The sequence below is a fragment of the Arenimonas fontis genome (assembly GCF_008386465.1).
GTDB classification, from domain to species: Bacteria; Pseudomonadota; Gammaproteobacteria; order Xanthomonadales; family Xanthomonadaceae; genus Arenimonas; species Arenimonas fontis.
In genome coordinates, this window is sequence record NZ_VUOD01000017.1 from 1 (window position 1) to 15,835 (window position 15,835).

General features: G+C 64.8%; 13 protein-coding genes and 1 tRNA gene. All 14 read right to left on the reverse strand.

The window, feature by feature from the left end; all coding sequences use genetic code 11:
* A partial coding sequence (locus tag F0415_RS12280; RefSeq protein ID WP_231698746.1) for a GTP-binding protein occupies positions 1–127 on the reverse strand: 127 nt, incomplete at its 3' end.
* 40 nt (positions 128–167) lie between these two features.
* Positions 168–2,258 (reverse strand): elongation factor G, encoded by a 2,091-nt coding sequence (gene fusA / locus F0415_RS12285; RefSeq protein ID WP_149861514.1) that lies wholly within the window; start codon positions 2,256–2,258, stop codon positions 168–170.
* A gap of 18 nt (positions 2,259–2,276) precedes the next feature.
* Positions 2,277–2,744 carry a 30S ribosomal protein S7 gene (rpsG, locus tag F0415_RS12290; protein ID WP_149861515.1) on the reverse strand — a complete coding sequence of 156 codons (468 nt, stop codon included), beginning with the start codon at positions 2,742–2,744 and terminating at the stop codon, positions 2,277–2,279.
* Between the two features lie 51 nt (positions 2,745–2,795).
* On the reverse strand, positions 2,796–3,170 hold the full coding sequence (gene rpsL, locus F0415_RS12295) for a 30S ribosomal protein S12 (RefSeq protein ID WP_149861516.1): 375 nt from the start codon (positions 3,168–3,170) through the stop codon (positions 2,796–2,798).
* Positions 3,171–3,375: 205 nt separating this feature from the next.
* Positions 3,376–7,584: a DNA-directed RNA polymerase subunit beta' gene (gene rpoC / locus F0415_RS12300; RefSeq protein ID WP_149861517.1), complete on the reverse strand. Its 4,209-nt coding sequence runs from the start codon at positions 7,582–7,584 to the stop codon at positions 3,376–3,378.
* Positions 7,585–7,612: 28 nt separating this feature from the next.
* A complete protein-coding gene (gene rpoB, locus F0415_RS12305) occupies positions 7,613–11,764 on the reverse strand; it encodes a DNA-directed RNA polymerase subunit beta (protein WP_149861518.1) in 4,152 nt (1,383 codons plus the stop codon).
* Between the two features lie 245 nt (positions 11,765–12,009).
* Positions 12,010–12,384 (reverse strand): 50S ribosomal protein L7/L12, encoded by a 375-nt coding sequence (gene rplL, locus F0415_RS12310; protein WP_149861519.1) that lies wholly within the window; start codon positions 12,382–12,384, stop codon positions 12,010–12,012.
* 59 nt (positions 12,385–12,443) lie between these two features.
* Positions 12,444–12,965, reverse strand: coding sequence for a 50S ribosomal protein L10 (gene rplJ, locus F0415_RS12315; RefSeq protein WP_149861520.1), 522 nt, complete (start codon positions 12,963–12,965; stop codon positions 12,444–12,446).
* Between the two features lie 332 nt (positions 12,966–13,297).
* Positions 13,298–14,002, reverse strand: a complete 705-nt coding sequence (gene rplA / locus F0415_RS12320; protein WP_149861521.1) for a 50S ribosomal protein L1 — start codon at positions 14,000–14,002, stop codon at positions 13,298–13,300.
* A gap of 4 nt (positions 14,003–14,006) precedes the next feature.
* Positions 14,007–14,435 (reverse strand): 50S ribosomal protein L11, encoded by a 429-nt coding sequence (gene rplK, locus F0415_RS12325; protein WP_149861522.1) that lies wholly within the window; start codon positions 14,433–14,435, stop codon positions 14,007–14,009.
* Positions 14,436–14,523: 88 nt separating this feature from the next.
* Complete coding sequence (gene nusG / locus F0415_RS12330; protein ID WP_149861523.1) at positions 14,524–15,084, reverse strand: transcription termination/antitermination protein NusG; 561 nt, start codon at positions 15,082–15,084, stop codon at positions 14,524–14,526.
* Between the two features lie 13 nt (positions 15,085–15,097).
* Positions 15,098–15,478, reverse strand: a complete 381-nt coding sequence (gene secE / locus F0415_RS12335; protein WP_149861524.1) for a preprotein translocase subunit SecE — start codon at positions 15,476–15,478, stop codon at positions 15,098–15,100.
* 58 nt (positions 15,479–15,536) lie between these two features.
* Positions 15,537–15,612: transfer RNA gene (locus F0415_RS12340), tRNA-Trp, on the reverse strand.
* Between the two features lie 96 nt (positions 15,613–15,708).
* Positions 15,709–15,835 (reverse strand): EF-Tu C-terminal domain-related protein (locus F0415_RS12345; RefSeq protein ID WP_483964253.1); only part of this gene is annotated, 127 nt, incomplete at its 5' end.

The following is a 15,835-nucleotide window of genomic DNA, read 5'->3' on the forward strand; positions in this document are numbered from 1 at the left end:
CGCCACCAAAACGCTCGGCCCCTACCTTCGTCAGCGCCGCCGTCAGCGTCGTCTTGCCGTGGTCCACGTGACCAATGGTGCCCACGTTCACGTGCGGCTTCTTGCGCTCGAACTTTTCCTTGGACATGGATGTCTGCCTCTGTTCTTGAATCGGTTGCAGCTAAGGATCAGGACTTCTTGATGACCTGCTCGGCGATGTTGGCCGGAGCCTCGGCGTAATGATCGAACTCCATCGTGAAGGTCGCGCGACCCTGGGACATCGAGCGCAACGAGGTGGCGTAGCCGAACATCTCGCCCAGCGGCACCATCGCGTTGATGACCTTGCCCGACGGGCTGTCGTCCGACCCCTGCAGGATGCCGCGACGCCGACTCATGTCGCCCATCACGTCGCCCATGTAGTCCTCGGGCGTCACCACCTCAACCTTCATGATCGGCTCCAGCAGGACCGGGCTGGCCTTCTGGAAGCCCTCCTTGAAGGCCATGGAACCGGCGACCTTGAACGCCATTTCGTTCGAGTCCACGTCATGGAACGAGCCGTCCACCGCGCGGATCTTCACGTCCACCACCGGGAAGCCGGCAAGCACGCCGTTCTTCATGGCCTCCTCGATGCCCTTTCCGGCCGCGACCACGTACTCCTTGGGCACGACGCCGCCAACGATCGCATTCTCGTAGACGAAGCCGCCGCCACGTTCCAACGGCTCCATCTCGATGACGATATGGCCGTACTGGCCACGACCGCCCGACTGCCGCACGAACTTGCCTTCCTGCTTGACGGCCTTGCGGATGGTTTCGCGATAGGCAACCTGCGGCTTGCCGACGTTGGCCTCGACGTTGAACTCGCGCTTGAGACGGTCAACGATGATGTCCAGGTGCAGCTCGCCCATGCCGGAGATGATGGTCTGTCCGGACTCCTCGTCGGTACGCACGCGGAAGGACGGGTCTTCCTGGGCCAGACGGCCCAGCGCGATACCCATCTTCTCCTGATCGCCCTTGGTCTTGGGCTCGACCGCCATCGAGATCACCGGCTCCGGGAAAGTCATCCGCTCGAGCGTGATCACATGGTTGATGTCGCACAGGGTATCGCCGGTCGTAACGTCCTTCAGGCCAACCGCGGCGGCGATGTCGCCGCACAGCACCTCCTTGATCTCGTCACGCTGGTTGGAGTGCATCTGCAACAAGCGGCCGATGCGTTCCTTCTTGCCCTTGACCGGGTTGTAGACCTGATCACCGGCACTCAGGGTGCCGGAATAGACCCGGAAGAAGGTCAGCGAACCGACGAACGGGTCGGTCATGATCTTGAACGCCAAGGCCGAGAACGGCTCCTTGTCGCCAACCTTACGGAAGATCTCCTGCTCGTTCTCGTCCACCCCGCGGATGGCCGGACGATCCATCGGCGACGGCAGGAAGTGCACCACGCCATCGAGCATGGCCTGCACACCCTTGTTCTTGAACGCCGAGCCGCAGAACATGGGAATGATGTCGCAGCTAAGGGTGCGGGCGCGGATGCCGGCGATGATGTCGGCCTCGGACAGGTCCCCCTGCTCGAGATACTTGTTCATCATCTCCTCGGACGACTCGGCGGCCGCCTCGACCATGAACTCGCGCGCGGCCTTGGCTTCCTCGACCAGGTCGGCGGGAATGTCCTTGTACTGGAAGGTGTTGCCCTGGGTCTCCATGTCCCAGATGATCGCCTTCATCTTGATCAGGTCGACCACGCCTTCGAAGTTGTCCTCGGCGCCGATCGGCACCTGCATCGGAACCGGGTTGGCTCCCAGGCGCGACTTCAGCTGGGCAACCACCTTCTTGAAGTTGGCGCCGGTGCGATCCATCTTGTTGACGAAGGCCAGACGCGGGACGTTGTACTTGTTGGCCTGGCGCCACACGGTCTCGGACTGCGGCTGCACGCCACCGACCGCACACAGCACGAACACGGCACCGTCGAGCACGCGCAGCGAGCGCTCCACCTCGATGGTGAAGTCCACATGCCCAGGCGTATCGATGATGTTGAAGCGGTGCTGCTGGAACGACTGGTCCATCCCCTGCCAGAAGCAGGTAGTGGCCGCCGACTGGATCGTGATGCCGCGCTCCTGCTCCTGCTCCATCCAGTCCATGGTGGCGGCACCATCATGCACCTCGCCAATCTTGTGATTGACGCCGGTGTAAAAAAGGATGCGTTCGGACGTAGTGGTCTTGCCGGCATCGATGTGGGCCATGATGCCGAAGTTGCGGTAGCGCTCGATGGGGGTAGTGCGTGGCACTGTCGGAGTCCTTGCCTGTTACCAGCGATAATGCGAGAAGGCCTTGTTGGCCTCCGCCATGCGGTGGGTTTCCTCGCGCTTCTTGATTGCGCCGCCACGGTTCTCGGCAGCATCGAGCAGCTCGGCAGCCAACTTGCGCGGCATGGTGTTCTCGCCACGCTTGCGGGCGGCCTCGATCACCCAGCGCATCGCCAGGGCCATGCGGCGGGAGGCGCGGACCTCGACCGGCACCTGATAGGTGGCGCCACCGACGCGACGGGACTTCACCTCCACCGCCGGCGCGACGTTGTTCAGGGCCTTCTCGACCAGACCGAGGGCATCGGCATTCTTCTCGCCGATGACATCCATGGCGCCATAGACGATTTTCTCGGCGATGGATTTCTTGCCGGACTTCATGACCATGTTGATGAAGCGGGCGACGACCTCGCTTCCGTGCTTCGGGTCCGGAAGGACCGAGCGGGTACCGGGAGAACCTTTGCGGGACATGATGCTTGCCTAGATGGTGTCGGTTGACGGGCGCGGCGCGAAAGCCGGCGCTCAGGACTTGGGACGCTTGGCGCCGTACTTGGAACGACCCTGGCGACGCTTGGTGACACCGGCGGCGTCCAGCGAGCCGCGCACGGTGTGGTAGCGCACGCCCGGAAGGTCCTTCACACGGCCACCGCGAATCAGCACCACCGAGTGTTCCTGCAGATTGTGGCCTTCGCCGCCGATGTAGGAGATGACCTCGAAACCATTGGTCAGGCGAACCTTGGCGACCTTGCGGAGCGCCGAGTTGGGCTTCTTCGGGGTGGTGGTGTACACGCGGGTGCACACGCCACGGCGCTGCGGGCAATTGGCCAGCGCCGGGGAGGCGCTCTTGTAGGTGTTCGGCTGGCGGGGCTTGCGCACCAGCTGGTTGATCGTCGCCATGTGTGAAGTCCTGGATTAAAAACAAGGCAGGCCGGAAACCGGCCCACCGAGAAGCGGGAGTTTACTTCGCGTTAAATACCACTGTCAAACCGCGACGGCGGCACCTGCTGGGGTCCCATCGTCCCTGAATCGAACACGAAGGACCCTCCCTGGTCCCTCCTTTCGAATGTGGGCGGGCCATCGGCGGGCCCGCCAGCGCGCTAGGTCAGCCGTTGGAACCGGCCTCTTCAGTCGTCTCACTGGCCGCCGAGACGGCCCTCAAGGTCTCCAGTTCGGAATCGGAAAGCTCCGGCACCGCCGCCTGGCGCCGCTTGTTGTGGTAGGCCAGGCCGGTACCCGCCGGAATCAGGCGGCCGACGATGACGTTCTCCTTCAGACCCCGCAAGGTGTCGCGGGTGCCGCGCACCGCCGCCTCGGTCAGCACGCGGGTCGTCTCCTGGAAGGACGCCGCCGAGATGAAGGACTCGGTGGCCAGCGACGCCTTGGTGATGCCCAGCAGTACCGGCTGGTACTTGGCCGGGATCTCGTTCCGGGCCTCGGCCCTGGCGTTCTCCTCCAGCACGCGCACCTTTTCCACCTGCTCGCCGGCCATGAAGCGGGTGTCGCCGCCGTCGGTGATCTCGACCTTGCGCAGCATCTGGCGAATGATCACTTCGATGTGCTTGTCGTTGATCTTCACGCCCTGCAGGCGGTAGACGTCCTGGATTTCCTTGACCAGGTAGGCAGCCAACGGTTCGACGCCGAGCAGGCGCAGGATGTCCTGCGGATTCGGCTCGCCGTCCACCACCGTCTCGCCCTTGGTGATGTGCTCGCCTTCGTAGACGATCACCTGACGGTACTTCGGGATCAGCTCCTCGTGCTCGTTGCCTTCGGCGTCCTTGATGATCAGGCGCTGCTTGCCCTTGGTGTCCTTGCCGAAGCTGATGACGCCGGAAACTTCGGCCAGGATGGCCGGGTCCTTGGGCTTGCGGGCCTCGAACAGATCGGCGACGCGCGGCAGGCCACCGGTGATGTCGCGGGTCTTGGACGCCTCCTGCGGAATCTTGGCCACCACGTCGCCGACGCCAACCGGGTCGCCGTCCTGCAGCGTCACCACCGAACGTGGCGGCAGCAGGTACTGCGCCGGCAGGTCGGTACCCGGGATGTTCAGGTCGTTGCCGTCCTTGTCGACGATGCGGACCAGCGGGCGCAGATCCTTGCCCTGCGAGCCGCGACGCTTCGGGTCGGTGATCTCTCGCGAGGCCAGGCCGGTCAGCTCGTCGGTCTTCTCGATGACGGTGACACCGTCCACGAAGTCCACGAAGCGGACGAAGCCCGCAACCTCCGACACGATCGGGTGGTTGTGCGGATCCCAGTTGGCAACCGTCTTGCCGGCCTTGACCTCATCGCCGTCCTTGACGTTGATGACCGCGCCGTAGGGCAGCTTGTAGCGCTCGCGCTCGCGGCCCTGGCCGTCCAGCACCGACACCTCGCCCGAACGCGACACCGCCACCAGGTGTCCGGCGCCGTGCTGAACGAACTTCAGGTTGGTGAACTTGATGCTGCCGGTGGTCTTGACCGTGATGTTGTCCACCGCTGCCGCGCGCGAGGCGGCGCCACCGATGTGGAAGGTACGCATGGTCAGCTGCGTGCCCGGCTCGCCGATCGACTGGGCGGCGACCACGCCGACCGCCTCGCCCAGGTTGACCATGTGGCCGCGGGCCAGGTCACGGCCGTAGCAGTGCGCACAGATTCCGAACGCGGTTTCGCAGGTGATCGCCGACCGCACCTTGATGGACTGGACGCCAGCGGCTTCCAGCTTGTCCACCCAGGCCTCATCCAGCAGCGTGTTGCGGGTGACGATCGGGTCCTCATCGTCGCCCGGCAGATACACGTCTTCGGCCACGATGCGGCCCAGGACGCGGTCACGCAGCGGCTCGACCACGTCACCGCCTTCCACGATCGGGGTCATGGTCAGGCCGTTGCTGGTACCGCAGTCGGTCTCGGTGACCACCACGTCCTGCGCCACATCCACCAGGCGGCGGGTCAGGTAGCCGGAGTTGGCCGTCTTCAGCGCCGTATCGGCCAGGCCCTTGCGGGCGCCGTGGGTGGAAATGAAGTACTGAAGGACGTTCAGACCCTCACGGAAGTTCGCGGTGATCGGCGTCTCGATGATCGAGCCGTCCGGCTTGGCCATCAGGCCGCGCATGCCGGCCAGCTGGCGAATCTGCGCCTGCGAACCACGGGCGCCGGAATCGGCCATGATGAACACCGAGTTCATGGACTTCTGGGCAACCTTCTCGCCCTTGGCGTTGGTGACGTGCTCGGTGCCGATGGCATCCATCATCGCCTTGGCGACACGCTCGTTGGTGCGCGACCAGATGTCCACCACCTTGTTGTAGCGCTCGCCGGCGGTGACCAGGCCGCTCTGGTACTGCTCCTGGATCTCCAGCACCTCGGCCTCGGCTTCGGCCAGGATGTCCTTCTTCTCGGCCGGGATGATCATGTCGTCGATACCGATGGACACGCCGGCGCGGGTGGCGTAGGAGAAGCCGGTGTACATCAGCTTGTCGGCGAAGATCACCGTATGCTTCAGGCCAAGCTGGCGATAGCAGGTGTTGATCAGGCGACTGATGGCCTTCTTGGTCAGCTCGGTGTTGACCAGCTCGAACGGCAGGCCTTCCGGCAGGATCTCCGCCAGCAGGGCGCGGCCGACCGTCGTTTCGACGATCGCGCTCCGGACGGCGCGGTTGCCGTCGTCATCGATCTCTACCTGGCGAAGACGGACCTTGACCTTGGCATGGAGCTCGACGACGCGACTGTCGTATGCGCGCTTCACCTCCGCGACATTGGCGAAAACCATGTCCTCGCCCTTCCTGTTCTCCAGGGCACGCGTCATGTAGTACAGGCCAAGAACCACGTCCTGGGTCGGAACGATGATCGGCTCGCCGTTGGCAGGCGACAGAATGTTGTTCGACGACATCATCAGGGCGCGTGCTTCCAGCTGGGCCTCAAGGCTCAGCGGCACGTGCACGGCCATCTGGTCGCCGTCGAAGTCGGCATTGAACGCGGTGCAGACCAGCGGATGCAGCTGGATGGCCTTGCCCTCGATCAGCACCGGCTCGAAGGCCTGAATACCGAGACGATGCAGGGTCGGCGCGCGGTTCAGCAGGACCGGGTGTTCGCGGATGACCTCCTCCAGGATGTCCCAGACCTCGGCCGACTCGCGCTCGACCAGCTTCTTGGCCGCCTTGATGGTGGTGGCCAGGCCGCGCCGCTGCAGCTTGGCGAAGATGAACGGCTTGAACAGCTCCAGCGCCATCTTCTTCGGCAGGCCGCACTCGTGCAGGCGCAAGGTCGGGCCTACCACGATGACCGAACGGCCCGAGTAGTCCACGCGCTTGCCGAGCAGGTTCTGGCGGAACCGGCCCTGCTTGCCCTTGATCATGTCGGCCAGCGATTTCAGCGGCCGCTTGTTCGTGCCGGTGATGGCGCGACCACGACGGCCGTTGTCCATCAGGGCGTCGACGGCTTCCTGCAACATGCGCTTTTCGTTGCGCACGATGATGTCGGGCGCATTCAGCTCGAGCAGGCGCTTGAGGCGATTGTTGCGGTTGATGACCCGGCGATAGAGATCGTTGAGGTCGGAAGTGGCGAAGCGGCCACCGTCCAGCGGCACCAGCGGGCGCAGATCCGGCGGCAGAACCGGCAGCACCGTCATGATCATCCATTCGGGACGGTTGCCGGACTCGAGGAAGGCCTCGACCAGCTTGATGCGCTTGGTGAGGCGCTTGAGCTTGGTCTCGGAATTGGTGGCGGCGATCTCTTCCTTGAGCCTGAGCAGCTCGGAGTTCAGGTCGATGGTGCGCAGCAGCTGATACACCGCCTCGGCGCCCATCAGGGCATCGAAGTCGTCACCATGCTCCTGACGGGCCTGCAGGAACTGTTCTTCGGTGAGCAGCTGGCCACGCTCCAGCGTGGTCAGGCCCGGTTCGATGACCACGTAGGCCTCGAAGTAGAGGATGCGCTCGATGTCGCGCAGGGTCATGTCCAGCATCAGGCCGATGCGGGACGGCAGCGACTTCAGGAACCAGATGTGGGCCACCGGCGAAGCCAGCTCGATATGGCCCATGCGCTCGCGCCGCACCTTGGCCAGCGTGACTTCGGTTCCGCACTTCTCGCAGACCACGCCACGGTGCTTCATGCGCTTGTACTTGCCGCACAGGCACTCGTAGTCCTTGATCGGGCCGAAGATGGCGGCGCAGAACAGGCCGTCACGCTCCGGCTTGAACGTCCGGTAGTTGATCGTCTCCGGCTTCTTGACTTCGCCAAAGGACCAGCTCCGGATCAGGTCCGGAGAGGCCAGGCCAATCTTGATGCCGTCGAAGTCGAGCGACTGGCGCTGCTGGTTGAACAGATTGAGCAAGTCTTTCATTTCGCGGTTCTCCTGTTCTCGGCGCCTATCACTGCTCTTCCAGCTCGATGTTGATGCCGAGCGAGCGGATTTCCTTGACCAGCACGTTGAACGATTCCGGCATGCCGGCGCTCATCTCGTGCACGCCATCGACGATGTTCTTGTACATCTGGTTGCGGCCCTGCACGTCGTCCGACTTCACCGTCAGCATCTCCTGCAGGGTGTAGGCGGCGCCGTAGGCCTCCAGCGCCCAGACCTCCATCTCGCCGAAGCGCTGGCCGCCGAACTGCGCCTTGCCGCCCAGCGGCTGCTGGGTGACCAGGGAGTACGGACCGGTCGAACGGGCGTGCATCTTGTCGTCGACCAGATGATTCAGCTTCAGCATGTGCATGTAACCGACCGTGACCGGGCGATCGAAGGCCTCGCCGGTACGACCGTCCACCAGGATGGTCTGGCCGCTCTCGGGCAGATCGGCCAGCCGCAGCATGGTCTTGATCTCGGCCTCGGTGGCGCCATCGAACACCGGCGTGGCCATCGGCACGCCATCGGTAAGGTTGCGGGCCAGCTGCAACAGCTCCTGGTCGCTGAACTGGGACAGGTCCACGCGCTCGGCCGCCAGCTTGCGATCGTGGTTGTAGATCTGGTCCAGGAACTTGCGCAGCTCCGACACCTTCTCCTGCGCCTCGAGCATGCGCTGGATCTTCTGACCCAGGCCTTTGGCGGCCCAACCCAGGTGCGTCTCGAGGATCTGACCGATGTTCATTCGGCTGGGCACGCCCAGCGGGTTGAGCACGATGTCCACCGGCGTGCCGTCGGCCATATAGGGCATGTCCTCCACCGGCACGATGGTCGAGACCACGCCCTTGTTGCCGTGCCGGCCGGCCATCTTGTCGCCGGGCTGGATCCGCCGCTTGACCGCCAGGTACACCTTCACCATCTTCAGCACGCCTGGGGCAAGGTCGTCGCCCTGGGTGATCTTGGCGCGCTTGTCGGCGAAGCGTTTCTCGAATTCCTTCTTGTGTGCCTCGATCTGCTTCTGGGCGCGCTCGACCAGCTCGGCGGCATCGTCGTCCTTCATCCGGATCGCGAACCAGTCGTCCTTCTTCAGCCCATCCAGATACTCGCCGGTGATCTCGACGCCCTTCTTCAGGCCGTTCGGACCGCCGTTGGCGATCTTGCCAAGCAGCTGGGAACGCAGACGGGCGTAGATGGCACCCTCGAGGATGCGGAACTGGTCGTCGAAGTCCTTCTTGACCCGCTTGATCTCGCTCTCCTCGATCTGGCGGGCGCGCTTGTCCTTCTCGATGCCATCGCGGGTGAAGACCTGCACGTCTATGACGGTACCGTCCATGCCCGGCGGCACGCGCAACGAGCTGTCCTTAACGTCGCTGGCCTTTTCACCGAAGATCGCGCGCAGCAGCTTCTCCTCCGGAGTCAGCTGGCTCTCGCCCTTGGGCGTGACCTTGCCGACCAGGATATCGCCGGCACGCACCTCGGCACCGATGTAGACCACGCCGGACTCGTCCAGCCGGCCCAGCGCCTGCTCGGACACATTCGGAATGTCGGCAGTGATCTCTTCCGGGCCAAGCTTGGTATCGCGGGCCACGCAGGTCAGCTCTTCGATGTGGATGGTGGTGTAGCGATCCTGCTCGACCACCCGCTCCGACAGCAGGATCGAGTCCTCGAAGTTGTAGCCGTTCCAGGGCATGAACGCGACCAGCATGTTCTGGCCGAGCGCCAGCTCGCCGATGTCGGTGGAAGGACCGTCAGCAAGCACGTCTCCGCGCTCGACCCGGTCGCCGACGTTGACCAGAGGCCGCTGGTTGATGCAGGTGTTCTGGTTGGAACGGGTGTATTTGACCAGGGTGTAGATGTCGACGCCGGCGTCGTTCTCGCCGATTTCCGACTCGTTGACCCGGACCACGATACGACCGGCGTCCACCTGATCGATCACGCCGCCGCGCCTTGCGTTGACCGTCACGCCCGAGTCGCGGGCCACGGCACGCTCGATGCCGGTACCGACCAGAGGCTTCTGCGAACGCAGGGTCGGGACGGCCTGGCGCTGCATGTTCGCGCCCATCAGGGCCCGGTTGGCGTCGTCGTGCTCGATGAACGGAACGAGCGCCGCCGCCACCGACACCGACTGCATCGGCGAGACGTCCATGTACTGGATCTCGGCCGGCGGCTTGAGCAGGGTCTCGCCCTGGAACCGGCAGGGGACGAAAGCAGCCTGGAAGCTGCCGTCCTTGTTCAGCTCGGCATTGGCCTGTGCGATGGCGAATTCGTGCTCCTCGATGGCCGACAGGTACTCGACCTCGTCGGTGACCTTGCCGTTTACGACCTTGCGGTACGGCGTCTCCAGGAAACCGTACTTGTTCGAGCGGGCGTATACGGCCAGCGAGTTGATCAGGCCGATGTTCGGGCCTTCCGGCGTCTCGATGGTGCAAACGCGGCCGTAATGGGTCGGATGCACGTCACGCACCTCGAAACCGGCCCGCTCGCGGGTCAGGCCGCCGGGACCCAGGGCCGAAACTCGCCGCTTGTGCGTCACTTCGGACAGCGGATTGTTTTGGTCCATGAACTGGGACAGCTGCGACGAACCGAAGAATTCCTTGATCGCCGCCGCCACCGGCTTGGCGTTGATGAGGTCCTGCGGAGTCAGGCCGTCGGATTCGGCCAGCGACAGACGCTCCTTCACGGCGCGCTCGACGCGCACGAGGCCGACGCGGAACACGTTTTCGGCCATCTCACCGACCGAGCGCACGCGACGGTTGCCCAGATGGTCGATGTCGTCCACCACGCCGCGGCCGTTGCGGATCTCGGTCAGCGTACGGATCACGTCCAGGATGTCCGAGGTCTGGCCATACTCGGCAACGAGCGCCTTGGCCGCTTCGTCACCGCGCTCGGAGAAGTACTTGTAGTCGTAAAGCACCGAAGCGCCGGTGGTCTCCTTGCGGCCGACCCGACGGTTGAACTTCATCCGACCCACGGCCGAGAGGTCGTAACGCTCGAAAGTGAAGAACAGATTGTAGAAGAGGTTCTGCGCCGCATCCTTGGTCGGCGGCTCGCCGGGGCGCATCATGCGATAAATCTCCACCAGCGCCTCCAGCTGGGTCTTGGTGGGATCTATGCGCAGGGTGTTGGAGATGTACGGACCACGATCGAGGTCGTTCACCCACAGGGTGCCGATGGTCTCGACGCCGGCCTTGCGCAGCTTGGCCAGGCTGGCCTCGTCGATTTCGTCGTTCGCAAGCGCCAGCACATCGCCGGTCTTCGTGTCGATGACGTCATGGGCCAGGATGCGGCCGTACAGGTATTCGTCGGGCACCGCCAAGGTATCCACGTTGGCCTGCTGCAGCTGCTTGACGTGCCTTGCGGTGATGCGCTTGCCCGCCTCGACGATGACCTTGCCGCCGACCACCAGGTCGAAATTCAGGGTCTCACCACGCAGGCGCTCGGCCACCAACTCGAGTTCGACGCCATCCTTGTTGGTGATGTGGAAGGTGTTGATCTCGAAGAAGGTGCGCAGCATCTCCTCGTTGCTGTAGCCGAGGGCACGCAGCAGGATCGTCACCGGCAGCTTGCGCCGCCGGTCAATGCGGGTGAATACGCAATCCTTGGGATCGAACTCGAAGTCCAGCCAGGAACCGCGATAGGGGATGATGCGGGCGCTGTACAGCAGCTTGCCCGAGCTGTGGGTCTTGCCGCGGTCGTGGTCGAAGAAAACGCCAGGGCTGCGGTGCAGCTGCGAGACGATGACCCGCTCGGTGCCGTTGACAATGAAGGTGCCGTTGTCGGTCATCAGGGGCAGCTCGCCCATGTAGACCTCTTGCTCCTTCACGTACTTGATGGCCTTGTTTGCCGACTCCCGGTCGTAGATGACCAGCCGGACGGTGACCCGCAGCGGGGCGCCGTAGGTCAGGCCGCGGTTCCGGCACTCGCGCTCGTCGAACGGCGGCTCGCCAAGCTTGTAACTCACGTACTCCAGGGCGGCATTGCCCGAGTAGCTGGTGATCGGGAACACCGACTTGAGCGCGGCGTGCAGGCCGCGGTCTTCGCGCTTGCCCGGCTCGGCGCCCTCCTGCAGGAACTCCCGGTAGGAGTCCATCTGGATCGCCAGCAGGTAGGGCACGTCCAGCACGGCCCGGCGCTTGCCGAAATCCTTGCGGATACGCTTCTTCTCGGTGAAGGAGTAGGTCATGGTGTGCTACCGCCTCGGGTAATGTTGGGCCGCGCCTGCGCGGCCCCTGGGGGATCAAACTGCCAGTGGGAAGTCGCTGGTATTGCCGGCACCAGCACACCCTCTCCCGCTACTTCCGACTGGCAACTCGTGGTCGTACCGCTTGCTTTCCTGGCGCTCCGCTCCGGCAACGGCCGAAGGCCGGGGGCTTCCGCCCCCAGCCTTCGATGCCCGCCGTCGCGTGTATCGGCGATGCAATGCCGCGATTACTTCAGCTCGACGGTGGCGCCGGCGGCCTCGAGGTCCTTCTTGAACTTCTCGGCGTCTTCCTTCGACACGCCTTCCTTCACGGTCTGCGGCGCACCCTCGACCAGGTCCTTGGCCTCCTTCAGGCCCAGGCCGGTGATGGCGCGAACGGCCTTGATGACCTCGACCTTCTTGTCGCCCGCGGCCTTCAGGACCACGGTGAACTCGGTCTGCTCCTCGGCCGGGCCGGCGGCGGCGACCGGGCCCGCGGCCACGGCAACCGGGGCGGCGGCGGAGACGCCAAACTTCTCTTCGATGGCCTTGACCAGCTCCATCACCTCCATCAGCGACTTGGCGGCGATGGCGTCAACGATCTGCTCGTTGGTAAGGGACATTGTGTTTACCTCTGGATACTTTCTGGAATGGTTGGATTGCGTTGCGGTCGATCGCCGGATCAGGCGGTGGCGGCCTCGGCGGTGGCAGCCTCTCCGCCCTGCTTGTCCGCCACGGCCTTGACGGCACGGGCGAACATCGCGGCCGGCTCTGCCAGGACACGCGCCAGCATGGCCAGGGCCTGCTCGCGGGTCGGCAGCGACGCCAGCACCTCGACATGGCTGGCCGGGTACAGCTGGCCGCCCAGGGCGACCACCTTCGGCTGCAGCTTGTCGTTGCCCTTGGCGAACTCCTTGATCAGGCGACCGGCGGCGCCGGGCTCCTCCAGCGAAAACGCGTACAGCAGCGGGCCGACGAGCGCGTCCTTCGCGCACTCGTAGTCCGTGCCGGCGACGGCGCGGGTGGCCAGCGTGTTCTTCACTACCTTCAGGTACACGCCGGTTTCGCGCGCCTTCTTGCGCATCGCGGTCAGCTCACCGACCGTGATGCCAGCGTACTCGGCGGCGATCAGGGAGTGCGCCTTGGCGGCGACGGCGGCCACCTCGGCGACAACTTCTTGCTTTTGGGACTGATTGAGAGCCATTGCACTCCTCCAATTGGTCACCACCCGCGGCTCCAGCCGCCGGTGGGCTTGGGCGACGCCATTCCTTCGGCGCCGGGGACGTCAGCCGTCCCGGTGGTGGCCTGTCCAGATTTCTCCAGAAGGCGGCACCATCTACGCAGGCCCGGCCCCGGAGGGCGCGGATTAAGCGGTCCCGCTTGCGGCGACGGCGAATCCCTGCCAGTCGCGCATCCCTGCCCGACGTCGTCGCGCGCGAACCGCACCTGCGGTCTTTGATGGCTCCGGCCGGACCTACCCGGCCGGTGCCTTCAAAAACCACCGCCCCGGGCCTCGCCCCGGGGCGGGAAAAACGGTTACTTGGCCAGTGAAAGCGAGGACTGGTCCACGATCACGCCGACGCCCATGGTCGAGCTCAGCGAGATCTTCTGCAGGTACTGCCCCTTGGCCGCGGCCGGCTTGGCCTTGACCAGGTCGTTCAGCAGCGCCTGCAGGTTGGTCTTCAGCGACTCCGGATCGAAGTCGGCCTTGCCGATGGTGCAGTGGATGATGCCGGCCTTGTCGGTGCGGTAACGCACCTGACCGGCCTTGGCGTTGCGCACGGCCTCGGCCGGGTTCGGCGACACGGTGCCGACCTTCGGGTTCGGCATCAGGCCGCGCGGGCCCAGCACGGTGCCGAGCTTGCCGACCACGCGCATGGCATCAGGGGTGGCGATCACCACGTCGTAGTTCAAGTCGCCGCCTTGCATCTTCTCGGCCAGATCATCCATGCCGACCACGTCGGCGCCGGCGGCCAGGGCTTCATCGGCCTTGGCGCCGGGCGGGCAGAACACCGCCACGCGAACCGACTTGCCGGTACCGGCCGGCAGCACCGTCGAGCCGCGCACCTGCTGGTCGGACTTCTTGGCGTCCACGCCGAGCCGTACGGCAACGTCCACGGATTCGACGAACTTCGATCTGGCGTTGTCCTTGATGATCTTCAGCGCCTCGTCGATCGGATAGGCCTTGCCCGGAACGACCTGGGCGCGCGCGGCCTTGTAGCGCTTGGAAAGCTTCGCCATGTCTTTACTCCTCCACCACCAGGCCCATGCTGCGCGCGCTGCCGGCGATGGTGCGCACGGCCGCGTCCAGATCGGCCGCCGTCAGATCGGGCTCCTTCGCCTTGGCGATCTCCTCGAGCTGCTTGCGGCTCACCTTGCCCACCTTCTCGGTGTTCGGGCGCTTGGAGCCCGAGCTGATGCCGGCGGCCTTCTTCAGCAGGATGGTGGCCGGCGGGGTCTTGGTGACGAAGGTGAAGGTACGGTCGGAGTAGGCGGTGATGATCACCGGGATGGGAATACCCGGCTCCATCTTCTGCGTGGCGGCGTTGAAGGCCTTGCAGAACTCCATGATGTTCAGGCCGCGCTGACCCAGCGCGGGGCCGACCGGCGGCGAGGGGTTGGCCTGGCCGGCCTTCACCTGCAACTTGATGTATCCAACTACTTTCTTGGCCATTTTCCTTGTCTCCGGGTACTAGCGCCTTTCGGCTCCCCATCGTGCCGGGTGGGAACGTGCCCCGGCTCCACGTCATGCAAACTACGCGTCAGGCCTTCTCGACCTGGCCGAACTCCAGCTCCACCGGCGTGGAACGGCCGAAGATCGACACCGCCACGCGCAGGCGGTTCTTTTCGTAGTTGACTTCCTCGACCACGCCGTTGAAGTCGTTGAACGGACCGTCGGTGACACGCACCAGCTCACCCGGCTCGAACAGCACCTTCGGCCGCGGCTTGTCGGCGCCGTCCTGGACGCGCCGCAGGATGACGTCGGCCTCGCTGTCCTTGATCGGCAACGGCCGCTCGGCGGTTCCGCCGATGAAACCCATCACCTTTGGCGTCTCCTTGATCAGGTGCCAGCTGTCGTCGTCGATGCGCGGAATGCCGCCTTCGTCGCTGGTCTCGATCTGCACCAGGACGTAACCCGGGAAGAACTTCCGCTCCGACCTGCGCTTCTGGCCGCCGCGCATCTCCACGACCTCCTCGGTCGGGACCAGCACCTCGCCGAACTTGTCCTGCATACCGGCACGGGCGATACGGGTCGCCAGGGCCTTCTGCACCTGGTGCTCGAAGCCCGAATAGGCGTGGACGACATACCAGCGCTTGGCCACGTTGCTTGACTCCTCAGTTACCCAGCAGCAGCCGGATCAGCCAGGAAATGACCAGGTCGAACCCGGCCAGGATCAGGCTGACGATCACCACCACGATCAGGATCACGCCGGTGGTGCGCGTCGCCTCCTCACGGGTCGGCCACACCACCTTGCGCAGCTCGAATACCGATTCCGACAGGAACTCGCGGGCCTGCCGGCCGCGTGCGGTCAAGGCCATCACGCCGGCCGCGGCCGCCACGCCCGCCGCCACCACCAGGCCGCGCAGCAAACCCGGCCACTGCCCGAACCAGTAGAAGACGAACAGGCCGGCAGCCACCAAGGCGGCCGCCAGCACGTACTTGGCGAGGTCGGCGGGGCTCGCCGTTACTTGGTTTTGCTCGACCTTCGTGTTCATCGCTTCTCTGGCCCGGCCCAGCCGGTGCTTGGACCCTCCCGGAGGAAGGCCCGTGGTTTGGCGCGCCAGGTAGGACTCGAACCTACAACCTGCGGTTTTGGAGACCGCTGCTCTGCCAATTGAGCTACTGACGCGCTGGCATTCCCTCAACGGGCGATGGCGGACCGCGCGCGGCCCGCCATTCCCGGGTGTCCGGTCGGCCTCCGCCGCCCGGACGTTCGGCTTGCTCGTTACTTGATGATCTTGGAAACCACGCCGGCGCCGACGGTGCGGCCGCCCTCGCGGATCGCGAAACGCAGGCCCTCGTCCATCGCGATCGGCGCAATCAGCGACACCACCATCTTCACGTTGTCGCCC

Coding starts and splice junctions, on each gene's coding strand:
- rpoC (WP_149861517.1), bottom strand. CDS start 7,584: ATGAAAGACTTGCTCAATCTGTTCAACCAGCAGCGCCAGTCGCTCGAC.
- rpsG (WP_149861515.1), bottom strand. CDS start 2,744: ATGTCCCGCAAAGGTTCTCCCGGTACCCGCTCGGTCCTTCCGGACCCG.
- rpsL (WP_149861516.1), bottom strand. CDS start 3,170: ATGGCGACGATCAACCAGCTGGTGCGCAAGCCCCGCCAGCCGAACACC.
- rplJ (WP_149861520.1), bottom strand. CDS start 12,965: ATGGCTCTCAATCAGTCCCAAAAGCAAGAAGTTGTCGCCGAGGTGGCC.
- rplK (WP_149861522.1), bottom strand. CDS start 14,435: ATGGCCAAGAAAGTAGTTGGATACATCAAGTTGCAGGTGAAGGCCGGC.
- rpoB (WP_149861518.1), bottom strand. CDS start 11,764: ATGACCTACTCCTTCACCGAGAAGAAGCGTATCCGCAAGGATTTCGGC.
- rplL (WP_149861519.1), bottom strand. CDS start 12,384: ATGTCCCTTACCAACGAGCAGATCGTTGACGCCATCGCCGCCAAGTCG.
- rplA (WP_149861521.1), bottom strand. CDS start 14,002: ATGGCGAAGCTTTCCAAGCGCTACAAGGCCGCGCGCGCCCAGGTCGTT.
- secE (WP_149861524.1), bottom strand. CDS start 15,478: ATGAACACGAAGGTCGAGCAAAACCAAGTAACGGCGAGCCCCGCCGAC.